Origin of the sequence: Neobacillus sp. 114 (assembly GCF_030127045.1) — a bacterium.
Classification (GTDB): Bacteria; Bacillota; Bacilli; order Bacillales; family Cytobacillaceae; genus Neobacillus; species Neobacillus rhizophilus.
In genome coordinates, this window is sequence record NZ_CP126144.1 from 835,776 (window position 1) to 848,175 (window position 12,400).

The following is a 12,400-nucleotide window of genomic DNA, read 5'->3' on the forward strand; positions in this document are numbered from 1 at the left end:
TTTGCTGGACCAAAAAAGGTGATCAGGCTCTACCCAAATTTCTGGGTGGTGCCTGGTCACTTTTTTTGGTCCAATTTTGTAATCCATAAAAAAGCCATTGCCATAAAATATTCACTTTTTTATAAAAACCACCCTATCCGTTTTCTTCACCAAACCATAAATAGAGAATGGATAGAGTTTTCCAATAAATAAGGATGGTGGTTAAGGATGGCAAAGTATCGAATGGTGCGAACTGAATTTTGGGACAATCCCATTGTGGAAGAGATGACCCCGGAGGAGAAGTATTTTTACCTCTATCTGCTGACAAATTCGAAAACAACTCAAATTGGCATCTATCGAATAACGAAGAAGCAAATGGCTTTTCATTTGGGCTATTCTATGGAGACCGTTCATTCGTTAATGGAACGATTTGCCGAGCATCATCAGTTGATTCGCTATAATCCGGAAACAAGAGAACTGGCGATTAAATACTGGGGGGAATATAACCTGCATAAAGGCGGGAAACCGATTATGGACTGTATAACCGCCGAGCTAAAAGAGGTCAAGGATCGCTCGCTTATTTCGTATGTTTCGGAAGGCATTAGCAATCCCGGGATTAGCAGCCTTTACGAATCTTTTAGTAGACAAGAAGAAATGCTTTTTAGCAACGAGGGCAGTGAACGAGAGGAACAGACTACATATACCGATAGTGAAGCAGAAGAGTTGTACGATACGTCAACGAACCGTGAGACGATACGTGGGCAAAAAGAAAAAGAAAAAGAAAAAGAAAATAAAAAAGAAAAACAAAAACAAAAAATAGCTTCTCGTCCAGATGTTGAGGACGCTCCAGATTTAAAGAATCTTACAAAACCAGAAGATGTGAATGAAATTATCGAGTTTTGGGACGCGAATGGTTTTGGTTTTACAAACGTGATGGCGAAGCAGCAGCTGTTAGCATGGTTAGAGGATTCTAGCTTTTTACAGCCGAAAGAGATGATCCTAAAAGCCATGGAGATTGCCTGTGCGAATAACAAGCGAAGGCTCAACTATATTGTTGCGATTCTTAGAAACTGGGAAAATGAATCGTTACTGACCGCAGCAGATGTTGATGCCCATCAGGCACCCCAACAGGCAGTACCAATATCCAAGCAATCAACTGAAAACTTTCGTAACGGAAGAGATATTCCACGTGGATTCCAACTTGATCTAACGGCAGGTGAAGAGGAATGAGTATGGCTGAAAAAGCGTTCTTGGGCAGTTTGATGAAGGCGGAGTACTTACTAACGGATACCGTGATTCAGCCTGAACAGCTAGAAAGTGCACGGCATAAAGAAATCATGCGAAAAATGGTGGAATTCAAACGTGCCGGTAAGAATCTTGATTTAATTACTTTTTCAACCCTGTCCGATCTCGAATCAGTAGGGGGAATGTCCTATCTTTCTGAGCTGTTGTCCTATGCAGACATCGAGAAATTTGATGGAACGGAAAAGCTCATACTTAAGTCGTGGAAGGTTTCGGGAATGAGGAAGGATTTTGAGAGTTTTCCAGCTATAAAAGCGATGAAAAAGGCAAATGACTGTCACTACCCGCAATTTGTCGAATTCTCCTCGACAAGATTCGGGTGGTGCCAGTCACTCTTTTTTATGAGGAAGACGGATAGGATGGTTTTCATAAAATGAATATTACTTAACAACTTTTGTTTTAAGGACGGGAATTATCCATGTGCTACTTTTAATGGATAAATTTACAAAAAAGGGGATCAAATCTTATTTGTTGGAGGAATGGCTTTATTTTTTCCAGTTTCTGCTTTTCTATTATGAGCTCTAACATGTTTTCAAAAATAAAAAAAAGATATCGAATATTCAATAGCTAAAACTAATTTTGTATTACAAATTTCACAATTAGTATTGTTTCTTCATTTTTATTTGGTGGAATTTAGCGATTTCAACGTAGTTTATGGCATTTCTTTTAATGATCATTGACTTGCATTATTCATTATCATAAAATTTGTATTACAGGTATCGGTAAATTAGAATGATTAGGGGCATTGGTTATGGCTGAAAAAGAAAAAATATCGCAAACGATTTCTCGTGAATTGTTAAATATGATTGAAGTTGGAAAGTTTCCTCCAGGTTCAAAATTGCCAACAGAAATGGAACTAGCTGCACACTTTGGCGTAAGTAGAATCCCGATTCGAGAGGCACTCAGTGTCTTAAGGGCTGCGGGTGTGATTAGCTCGCGTCAAGGTGGAGGCAGTTACGTTGAAGAAAGAGCTGCGACTTTTCTGCTGCATCAAATTCGTATTGAAAATGATGATAAAGAAATCATCAAACATCTATTTGAGATGAGAAAAATTCTAGAGCCTGAGGCGGCCTATTTAGCTGCACTTAGGCGTACTCCAGAACAATTGGAACAAATGGAACAGGCTTTGAAATGGCTGGAGAGAGAATTTACTGATGAGGAGAAAATGGGCACAGAGGCTGACATCGAATTCCATCGATCCATTATTTTAGCAACGCAGAATCCGATCATGATTCATATGATCGAAAGTTTATCTGCCCTTTATGAGAGAGCATTAAAGATTACACTCGAGCCTAATTTGGTGTTAAAACAAAGACGAAAAGCGGCTCTTAAAGAACACCAGGATATTCTATTAGCCATTAAAATGGAAGAACCTGAGCTGGCAAAAATCCAGTCTGTTATTCATTTGAAAAATGCAGAGAAAAAACTAAGTTTACTTTTTTAAGCTTATTATTACTTAGAAAAAAAGGAAGTGAAAAACTCCATTGAAAGCGATAACATCAGCACATGTTAAAGAAATTATATCCATCGTAAAAACAGGGAGAGTATTGACAAATGAATCCGATCGCTACAGTTATTCCTTTGATGGTTCGTTTGGTACCTATCTGCCCGATGTGGTCATTCAGACAAAAAGTGTGGAGGAATTGGCCGCACTTGTGAAATTGGCCAACCGAGAAAAGATTCCGGTCTATCCACGCGGCCAAGCGACCAGTTTAAGTGGAGGTCCGCTTCCCGTTAAAGGTGGAATGGTTTTCGATCTGTCCGTTATGGATGACTTACTTGAAATTCATGAAGAAGACTTGGTTGCCATTGTGTCTCCTGGTGTATTAACATCTAATATTCATCATGCAGCCGAACAGAAAGGTTTGATGTACCCTCCTGATCCCAGCAGTTCTCATGTATCCACTATTGGTGGAAATTTGGCGGAGAATTCGGGCGGCCCGCGAGGATTGAAATATGGGGTAACGAAGGATTATGTCATTGGGTTGGAAATGATCACGCCGCAAGGGGAAATTATCCGGACAGGTGGCCGGACAGTGAAAAACGTAACCGGCTACGATTTGACCAAACTCATTGTAGGCTCCGAAGGTACTCTAGGAATAATTACAAAAGCCATCTTGCGCTTGATTCCAAAGCCGCAAGCTTCAGAAACGGTGATGGCTATTTTTAATAGCCTTGTGGATGCAGGAAGAGCCATATCGAAAATTCTTTCCTCCGGAATTCTCCCGTCTAAAATGGAATTGATGGATCAAGCCTCGATTATAGCTGTAGAAAATTATCAGCCTTCTGGGCTTCCTAGGGACGCCGAAGCGTTGATTCTCATCGAACTTGATGGGCACCCCTCTGCGGTTACAGATGAAGCCGAACAGGTCTCGAAGGTATGTAAAGAAGCGGGAGCAATAAAAGTGCGAGTTCCCAAAACTAAGGCTGAAACAGAAGAGGTATGGAAGGCACGAAAGTTGGTTTCTCCCGCCATTGTCAGGATTAAGCCAACCAAAATTTCGGAGGATGCCACCGTTCCACGGAGTAAAATACCAGAAATGTGTCGTCGGCTCCAAGAAATCAAGAAAAAGTATAATGTACACCTTGTGGTTTTTGGTCATGCCGGGGATGGCAACCTTCATCCTAATATTATTGCAGACAAATCGGATAAGGAAGAAATGCGGCGGGTCGAGCTGGCAGTTACGGAGATTTTTGAAGCCGCTGTACAATTGGGTGGAACTTTGTCTGGGGAACATGGCATAGGAACCATGAAAGCTCCATTTATGGAAATGGAATTGGGGGCCGAAGGATTAGATATGATGAAGAAAATTAAGCAGGCTTGGGATCCGAATAATATTATGAATCCTGGAAAGATTTTCCCTGAGCCGGGGCAAAAGTTGGTGTTAAGCGAATGAACCATGACCTAGAACAATTGAAAGAAGAAATTAAATATGAAAAAACCAATAGCTGTGTTCAATGCGGCTACTGTTTGCCAGTATGTCCTACCTACGCCACGATGGGTAAGGAAACTCACTCCCCGAGAGGGAGAATTAATTTGGTCAAGATGGTAGGGGAAGGAAAGATTACAGATTTATCCGTTCTGGAGGAACCGATGGATTTGTGCCTTGGCTGCCGCGCGTGTGAGACCGCTTGTCCTACCGGGGTTGAATACGGTGGCATTCTGGAAGCAGCCAGAGCGGCAATCACACGACGTAAAAAGTTTTCGGTTCCGGTTCAAACTTTGCGCAACACCTTATTCAAAGAGGTCTTCCCTAGCCGTAAAGCAATGAATTTCATCGGGAATTCCATGTGGCTATATGAAAAAAGCGGTATTCAAAAACTGGCGAGAAAAAGCGGGCTGGTGAAAAAATTACCTTCTCATTTAGGTGAATTCGAAGCGATCACCCCGCCTGCGGTATCCCCATGGGAACGTTCAAGTCTCCTCCGTGTTACTCCAGCTAAAGGGGACAAAAAGTATACGGTCGCATTCTTTGTGGGTTGTGTGATGGATGCAATGTTCAGAAAGATCAACCACCTTTCCGTCAAGCTGCTTTCCGAGGCAGGTTGTGACGTGATTGTCATAGAGAATCAGACTTGCTGTGGAGCTCTACACGCTCACTCCGGAGAGTTAGAAGAAAGTAAAGGTTTAGCAAAAAGGAATATTGCGGCTTTCGAGAAGGAAGAAGTAGATTTTATTGTCAATAATGCCGGCGGTTGCGGGGCAATGCTTATCGAATATGATCACCTATTAGCGGATGAACCACTATGGGTCGAACGCGCGAAACGTTTTTCGGAAAAAACGAAAGATATCTCCCAAATCCTTGTTTTATGCGGAGGCATTAAATCGAAAGACTGCTTACCTCAAAGGGTAACGTATCAGAGATCTTGTCATATGACAAATGTTCTAAAAGTAACAAAAGAGCCGCTTCGATTAATCCAAAGCGTACCAAATGTAGAATTCATAGAAATGAACGATGCGAATATGTGCTGCGGCTCGGCAGGGATATACAACATTGTGAATTATGATGCCTCAATGGAGATCTTGGATCAAAAAATGGAGAATGTAAAAGATACAAAAGCAACGACCATTATTACGACCAACCCTGGATGCCTGATTCAAATGAAGCTGGGAATTGAACGTGAAAATTTAAATGGAAGCATGCGAGCTGTTCATTTAGTAGAATTCTTGGCAGAAGCAACCGGGATTTTGTAAATCATATAGGTAATATAAGAAATACCAGCTAAAATATACTCTTTACTTCCCAGCCTTTTTGTCTAATTCTGTTTAATGGAAGCTTAAAATAATCTCCATCTGTTTGATCAGTTGGGGATTATTTTACGTTTACTTTAATTCTATTTTTGGCTTTCCCAAATGATTTCCTTTCACCTTACCCATCACGATCCCTCCAGAATTCCTATCAATTTTCTTCCTCTCCTGGTCAGCAACATAGGACAACAGGCAAAGGAATTGATCCTCCATTAGTATCCCCATATCTCTCAAACTCTAGAATTTCCAGCTGAGAAATAAATAAATAAATAAATAAATTTCGGTCTCTAAGACCACGATAACGGAGCATAGTTTGTGCGAGATCTCTTTCCATTCCATTTACAAAAATTGTATTGACTAAGAGAAATGATGATTGTAAGCTTGTAATACAACTATCAAATTAACATAATTAAGTGAAAAAGAATAGATTTCTATTAAAAATGAAATAGTGGTAAGGTTTTTCCTGTAAAAAAATATCTTTTTAAGGAGGATTTTATGGTTCATACAGTAAAGCGAATGAAAATAGTTGACCAAGTACTTGAACAATTAAAACAGAAAATACGAGATGGGGATTTTCCAGAAGGTTCAAAACTCCCATCTGAAAATAAGCTTGCTGAAATGTTTGGTGTTAGTAGGCAACCTATTCGTGAAACAATTAGTGTGCTCGTTGCGAGTGGACTTGTAGAATCGATTCAAGGTGGTGGAAACTTTGTAAAAAAAATCCCCACAGAGGATCTACTAGATACGGTTGCATTTGAAATGATAACAGAAGAAGAAATTTATAACTTGCTTGAATTGCGAACAGTAATTGAGACAGAGGCAGCAGCATTTGCAGCAGAACGGCATACCGAGGAAGATCTTAAGAAGATATATGAAGCCTTTCAGCAAGTATCAGATACGATTAATGATGATTCCGTTGTTGGAGATCAAGCAGATTATGATTTCCACATGTCCATCGTAAAAGCTGCAAAAAACTCTTTTCTCACACAAGCGGTTGAAAATGTAAGAGAACTTTATCGAAAAGCCCTTACCTATTCGTTAAAGAAAAACGTAGGAAGAAGAGAGAAGCGTGAACAAGTACACCAAGAACACCAAAATATTTATGAAGCAATTAAAAGAAGAAATAAAGAAGCTGCAGCATTTTATATGAAAGAACATTTAACAAATGCACGATTGAAACTCGGGGACCCTCGGGTGAAGAAGTAGTCAACAACCTTACCAGTTTTTTGTTCGCATTTTAAATATTGCCTATTAACAATCGAATTCCCATCTGATTGACAGGTGGGGATTTATTTATATCCAAACATTTAAACCTTCTACGGGAATGAAGTGCAAAGGGTAGAAGGTAGAAAATTTGGAAAATTTTAAAATGTATATTGAAATTGGAAATCCTATCTTGTATGATTGTATTACAAGTTTAATAAAGCGATTACAAAGGATGTGAAATAATTATAGTTTTATTGGGAAAGAATAATTAGAAAATACAGAATTATTAAAATTTTTTGTTAGTACTATAAACTTTATTAACTGAATTTTCAGGAATAATTAATGGGAATTATGGGAACTATCACTGCTTTAGTACGGATCAATCCGTAAAATCAGTGCTAGGGGTTTCAAAAAATATTTTTAGGAAGGAAGAAAATAATATGAATTTTGCTCAACAAGGATCTAAAACGAGTCAAGCAGCCGATTTCGATGTGGTTGCTATTGGTGGGGGTTTTTCGGGACTGTACATGATTCATAGTTTACGAGAGGCTGGTTACTCTGTCAGAGTATATGAGGCAGGCGGGGATGTCGGCGGAGTATGGTATTGGCATCGCTATCCTGGATTACGTTGCGATGTGGAGAGTTTTGCTTATTGCTATTATTTCTCTGAAGAGCTATATAACGAATGGACATGGACTAGTAGGTATCCTAGTCAGCCGGAGATTCTCCGTTATATCAATTTCGTAGCAGATAAATTTGATTTACGTAGAGATATTCAATTCAACACGCGCATTAATGCTGCTCATTATGACGAGGTAAACGAACGTTGGCAGATTTACTTAAATGACGGTACTAGTGTAACGGCTAAGTTTTTCATCCCTACGGTAGGCGGGCTCACCTCTGCACCCAACGTTCCCAATTTTAAAGGTTTACATAGCTTCGAAGGGGAATGGTATCATACCGGAAATTGGCCAAAAGAAAAGGTTAATTTCAAAGGTAAACGTGTTGGTGTCATCGGCACTGGGTCAAGTGGTATGCAGGTAATACCGGAAATTGCAAAAGAAGCTGATCATTTAACTGTTTTCCAACGGACGCCTCAATATTCCATTCCGGCGGGGAATCATGAGCTTGATCCTGAATATGTACGACAAAGAAAAGCAAATTTTAAAGAATTAAAGCAACAGATTCGAAATAGCCGTACTGGTGATTTTAAGAGACTCATTGATAAATCAGCTTTAGCTGTAACAGAAGAAGAACGGTTGCAAGAATTTGAAAGCGCTTGGGAAAAAGGCGGAGGTCTGCCAAGATATAATGATCTGTTTACCAACGAAGAAGCTAATCAAACATATGGTGATTTTGTCCGTTCCAAGATCTCTGAAATTGTACGTGATCCTGAGGTTGCCCAAAAATTAATGCCAAATTATCATTTTGGAACAAAACGCATAGCTTTAAGTACCAATTATTACGAAACATATAATCGTGATAATGTCACCTTGATCGATATTAAAAAGGCGCCTATTGAGGAGATCACTCCAATGGGTGTACGCACAACAGAAAAGGAATATAAGTTGGATGCTCTTGTATTTGCTACAGGTTACGACGCTATTACCGGTCCTCTGTTTAAAATAGATATTAGGGGAAGAAATGGAGTTGCATTAAAGGAAAAATGGAATCATGGGGGTGAGATAAGTACGTATCTTGGACTTGCAATAGATGGATTCCCAAATTTATTCATGGTTGCAGGAGCCGAGGGTCCAGGCGCGGTGGTCAACAATCTCGTAGTGATTGAGTCAAACGTTGAGTGGATTATTGACTGTCTCAATCATCTCCGTGAGCAGGGTATAAATACTATCGAGGCAAGACCGGAAGCAGCCGCTGATTGGAGTAAATCAGTTGCGGAGGCGGCTAATGCTACACTTTTTGTTAAAACGGAGTCATGGTGGACAGGTGCGAATATTCCAGATAAACCAAGAGGATTTCCTATTTATTTAGGAGGGTTTGATAAATACAATCAGATTTGCAAAGAGGTTGCAGATAAGGGGTATGCGGGCTTTTCCTTATCTGTAAATAAAAAAGAAGAAGTAAATTCATTAAATTAGTTTTTAGAAAGGGAGAAATAGATTTGGCTGAACTATCCCCAGAATCAAAAGTATATATTAAAGGTTTTGACCAAGTATTGGAAAACCTATCGTTAGGGCATCAAGCCGTGAGAGAGTTATTTAAGAAGCCTTCAGGTGTAAAAGCAGAACTTGGACGGCTTGCTAAAGTCGAAGACCGTTTTATTCCTGTCGATCAGGATGCAAATGTGAAAATTAGAATTTATACGCCCAAAGAAGAAGGCCCTTTTCCTATTTTTATTTATTACCACGGCGGTGGGTGGGTTCTAGGTGATCTTGAAACTTGCGATGCAACTTGCAGATTGATTGCCGAACTAACTGAAAGTGTTGTGGTTTCAGTAGACTATAGGCTCTCCCCGGAGTATAAGTTTCCTATTCCAGTGAATGACTGCTATGCAGCACTACAATGGGTCAGTGAAAATGCAGCGTTAATCAATGGAGATGCTTCTACTATTGTAGTTGCCGGTGATAGTGCTGGAGGAAACATGGCTGCTGTTGTTTCTATGATGGCCCGGGATCAAAAGGGGCCTGATATTTCAGCACAAGTACTCATTTATCCAAGTACTAGTTTTAATGTAAACACAAAGTCTTTTAAAGAATTTGAAAACGGATTCGGTCTGACTAAAGATCTAGCGATTTGGTTTTCTAATCATTACATTATAGATGATCAGGATAAAATTCAAAAATATGCGGCCCCATTAATGGCCGAAGATTTAAGTCATTTGCCACCAGCACTTGTGATTGTCGCAGAAAATGATGTACTTCGCGACGATGGATTAGCTTACGCAAAACGCTTAAAAGATGCGAATGTAAAAGTTGAATCTATTTGCAAAAAAGGTTTGGTTCATGGATATTTCACGTATATTGATATTTTCCCTGAACAAATAAAAAATACAATTTCTAACATTGCTCGTTTTCTTCTTGAAAAAAATCAAGATAGGGTAGAGCATTCTAGAAATTTAAAATAATGGAATTCCAACAAGCTGCTTTTTATTAGTGACCTATTCGATTTTAGGTTTTTTATCTTAAATAACATTAACATGGAGGGAACTATTTTGGATATTTTTACTTTGGACGGAAAAACAGCTATTGTAACTGGTGCTAATGGAGGTATGGGAAAAAGCATTGCAAGGGGATTTGCGAATTACGAATGTAATCTCGTTCTATGTGACCTCATATTAACGGATATTGAAGGGTTTGCAGAAGAACTTAGAGAGAAGGGAGCGAAAGTATTAGTCATTCAATGTGATGTTACAAACCCTAATGATATTAAAAATGTAGTAAACACAACACTTGGAAAGTTTTCCACTATTGACATATTAGTTAATAACGCAGGAATAACATCCAAAAGAACACCGGCAGAGGACTTTCCATTAGAGGTTTGGCAAAAGATTATCGATGTAAACTTAACGGGTGTTTTCATGTTTACACAGGAAGTGGGCAAAGTCATGCTAGAACAGGGCAGCGGTTCTATCATTAATATTTCTTCAGGTGCATCCCAGCAAGCCGTAACTGGTTCTCTTGCTTATAGTGTTAGTAAAAGTGGAGTAAATATGGTTACGAAGGCATTTGCTTCTGAATGGGCCGAAAGAGGGGTAAGGGTAAATGGTGTCGCCCCTTACTATACAGAAACTCCTATTCTAGCTTCTATAAAAGAAACTGATAAACAATTTATGGAAAAAGTTTTAAGTAAGTCTCCAATGAAACGTATGGGAAAACCTGAGGAAATTGCAGCAGGAGTAATGTTTTTAGCTTCTGATGCTTCTTCCTATGTGACAGGCGAAACAATATTAATAGATGGTGGAGCGCACGCAAGGGGTTTTTAAATATAGAGTCTTAATTAAATCATGATGGGATGAGGAATCCCTTGTCCCATCTATCTTGGAAATACCATGAACCTATATACCCGCAATCAAGGTAAAAATTTTCCCCAATTATTCTAATACTATTATCTTGAATCATCACGAAACTCCCAACATATTCAACATTTTCACAAGGCAATTAGTTAGAAAATAATAGGATGAAAATGAACGCCTAAGCATATTAAACGAGGAGGCATCTAGATGCTTTATATTAATGGTGAATGGACCCCATCTGTTTCGAACAAAAGTTTCACTATTTATAATCCAGCAACCAAAGAAAAGGTTGGAGAGATGGCATATGGGAACAAAGAAGATACAGAAATGGCCATTTCTTCTGCTGAACAAGCTTTTAAGATATGGAAAAGAAAAACGGCTGGAGAAAGAAGTTCGTTTTTAAAAACATTTGCTGATCAATTAAGGGATAGAGCAGAGGAAATTGCAACAACAATAACTCTTGAAATGGGGAAACCATTACGAGAGTCTATTGGAGAAGTTAATCTAGCAATATCTTATGTTGACTGGTATGCAGAGGAAGCAAAACGTATTTATGGTGATACGATTCCAGCTTCAAGTATGGATAAAAGAATATTTGTTTTTCAGGAGCCTGTTGGGGTTACTGCGGCGATTACACCTTGGAATTTTCCAGCAGCAATGATTACTAGAAAGATAGCTCCAGCACTTGCGGCAGGTTGTACTGTGATCGTTAAACCAGCATCAGCAACCCCTCTTACAGCAAAATTAATTTTTGAGGCACTGGATGCTGCAAGACTGCCAAAAGGAGTGGCGAATCTAGTAACAGGAGCATCTCAGGAGATAGCTTCTACTTTTAATGGGAGTTTTGCGGTCCGTAAATTAACTTTTACTGGGTCAACTGAAGTAGGAATTGAATTGATGCGCGGTGCAGCTGATACAGTAAAAAAAGTATCGATGGAGCTAGGCGGTCATGCACCATATATCGTTTTTGAAGATGCAGATCTAGAAACTGCAGTAGATGGTGCAATCGCAAGTAAATTTAGAAATGCAGGCCAAACCTGTGTTTGTACAAATCGGATTTATGTTCAGGAATCGATAGCAGATGAGTTTGGCACATTATTTGCGAAAAAAGTAAGTGAACTGGTCATAGGAAATGGGCTGAATGACAACACAGACATAGGTCCACTAATCAATCGCGAGTCTTTATCTAAAGTTACATCACAAATTGATGATGCAATAAAACATGGTGGCAAAGTGATCGCCGGAGGAAAAGAAGCAAAATTTGAACAAATGGATGGGTGCTTTTTTGAACCTACAGTGATCAATTATGCTACGGATGAAATGATTATTTCAAAAGAGGAAACGTTTGGACCAGTTGCACCGATCTTTACATTTCAATCAGAAGAGGAAGTAGTTGAAAGAGCCAATCATTTTCAATATGGTCTAGCAGCATATTGTTATACCAATGATTTTAGTCGTGCCATACGAATGATGGAAAATCTTGAATATGGAATTGTTGGTATAAATGATGAAATGCCGACAACGGCACAGGCTCCTTTCGGCGGGGTAAAAGCAAGTGGTGTTGGCCGCGAAGGTGGAAAGTACGGTTTACAAGAATATTTAGTTGAAAAATATGTATCAATGAAAATTAAACAAAATTGAACTAGTAGCTGATCTTACAGTACTCAACAATATAGCAGATTTTGTGCATT

10 protein-coding genes and 1 pseudogene are annotated in these 12,400 nt (G+C 39.2%); 10 read left to right on the forward strand and 1 reads right to left on the reverse strand.

Annotated elements, in window-relative coordinates; translation table 11 throughout:
• Positions 1-207: 207 nt before the first annotated feature.
• The 5 genes from QNN06_RS04045 to QNN06_RS04065 all read left to right on the forward strand — a co-directional run bounded on the left by QNN06_RS04045 (position 208) and on the right by QNN06_RS04065 (position 5,476).
• Positions 208-1,209 (forward strand): DnaD domain protein, encoded by a 1,002-nt coding sequence (locus QNN06_RS04045; protein WP_249366713.1) that lies wholly within the window; start codon positions 208-210, stop codon positions 1,207-1,209.
• Positions 1,210-1,211: 2 nt separating this feature from the next.
• The gene (locus QNN06_RS04050) at positions 1,212-1,658 is read left to right on the forward strand and encodes a DnaB-like helicase N-terminal domain-containing protein (protein ID WP_284037044.1); all 447 of its coding nucleotides are present in this window, start codon (positions 1,212-1,214) and stop codon (positions 1,656-1,658) included.
• A gap of 374 nt (positions 1,659-2,032) precedes the next feature.
• Entirely contained in the window at positions 2,033-2,725 is a 693-nt protein-coding gene (locus QNN06_RS04055) for a FadR/GntR family transcriptional regulator (protein WP_284037045.1), read from the forward strand.
• A gap of 49 nt (positions 2,726-2,774) precedes the next feature.
• The gene (locus tag QNN06_RS04060; protein WP_284037892.1) at positions 2,775-4,178 is read left to right on the forward strand and encodes an FAD-binding oxidoreductase; all 1,404 of its coding nucleotides are present in this window, start codon (positions 2,775-2,777) and stop codon (positions 4,176-4,178) included.
• Positions 4,175-5,476, forward strand: coding sequence for a (Fe-S)-binding protein (locus tag QNN06_RS04065; RefSeq protein ID WP_284037046.1), 1,302 nt, complete (start codon positions 4,175-4,177; stop codon positions 5,474-5,476). The genes QNN06_RS04060 and QNN06_RS04065 overlap by 4 nt, the downstream gene beginning before the upstream one ends.
• A 135-nt stretch (positions 5,477-5,611) precedes the next feature.
• On the opposite strand, the pseudogene QNN06_RS31330 reads toward QNN06_RS04065, so the two are convergent.
• Positions 5,612-5,866 (reverse strand): annotated as a pseudogene (locus QNN06_RS31330) (recombinase family protein); the annotation flags it as partial.
• 159 nt (positions 5,867-6,025) lie between these two features.
• On the opposite strand from QNN06_RS31330, the gene QNN06_RS04075 reads away from it, so the two are divergent.
• The 5 genes from QNN06_RS04075 (at position 6,026) to QNN06_RS04095 (ending at position 12,350) form a co-directional block, all read left to right on the forward strand.
• Entirely contained in the window at positions 6,026-6,736 is a 711-nt protein-coding gene (locus QNN06_RS04075; RefSeq protein WP_213118681.1) for a FadR/GntR family transcriptional regulator, read from the forward strand.
• Positions 6,737-7,176: 440 nt separating this feature from the next.
• Positions 7,177-8,835 carry a flavin-containing monooxygenase gene (locus QNN06_RS04080; RefSeq protein WP_213118680.1) on the forward strand — a complete coding sequence of 553 codons (1,659 nt, stop codon included), beginning with the start codon at positions 7,177-7,179 and terminating at the stop codon, positions 8,833-8,835.
• 23 nt (positions 8,836-8,858) lie between these two features.
• Complete coding sequence (locus tag QNN06_RS04085) at positions 8,859-9,821, forward strand: alpha/beta hydrolase (protein ID WP_213118679.1); 963 nt, start codon at positions 8,859-8,861, stop codon at positions 9,819-9,821.
• A gap of 87 nt (positions 9,822-9,908) precedes the next feature.
• Positions 9,909-10,679: an SDR family NAD(P)-dependent oxidoreductase gene (locus tag QNN06_RS04090; protein ID WP_284037047.1), complete on the forward strand. Its 771-nt coding sequence runs from the start codon at positions 9,909-9,911 to the stop codon at positions 10,677-10,679.
• Between the two features lie 237 nt (positions 10,680-10,916).
• On the forward strand, positions 10,917-12,350 hold the full coding sequence (locus QNN06_RS04095; RefSeq protein WP_284037048.1) for an NAD-dependent succinate-semialdehyde dehydrogenase: 1,434 nt from the start codon (positions 10,917-10,919) through the stop codon (positions 12,348-12,350).
• Positions 12,351-12,400 lie beyond the last annotated feature (50 nt).

Coding starts and splice junctions, on each gene's coding strand:
- QNN06_RS04065 (WP_284037046.1), top strand. CDS start 4,175: ATGAACCATGACCTAGAACAATTGAAAGAAGAAATTAAATATGAAAAA.
- QNN06_RS04055 (WP_284037045.1), top strand. CDS start 2,033: ATGGCTGAAAAAGAAAAAATATCGCAAACGATTTCTCGTGAATTGTTA.
- QNN06_RS04045 (WP_249366713.1), top strand. CDS start 208: ATGGCAAAGTATCGAATGGTGCGAACTGAATTTTGGGACAATCCCATT.
- QNN06_RS04095 (WP_284037048.1), top strand. CDS start 10,917: ATGCTTTATATTAATGGTGAATGGACCCCATCTGTTTCGAACAAAAGT.
- QNN06_RS04050 (WP_284037044.1), top strand. CDS start 1,212: ATGGCTGAAAAAGCGTTCTTGGGCAGTTTGATGAAGGCGGAGTACTTA.
- QNN06_RS04075 (WP_213118681.1), top strand. CDS start 6,026: ATGGTTCATACAGTAAAGCGAATGAAAATAGTTGACCAAGTACTTGAA.
- QNN06_RS04080 (WP_213118680.1), top strand. CDS start 7,177: ATGAATTTTGCTCAACAAGGATCTAAAACGAGTCAAGCAGCCGATTTC.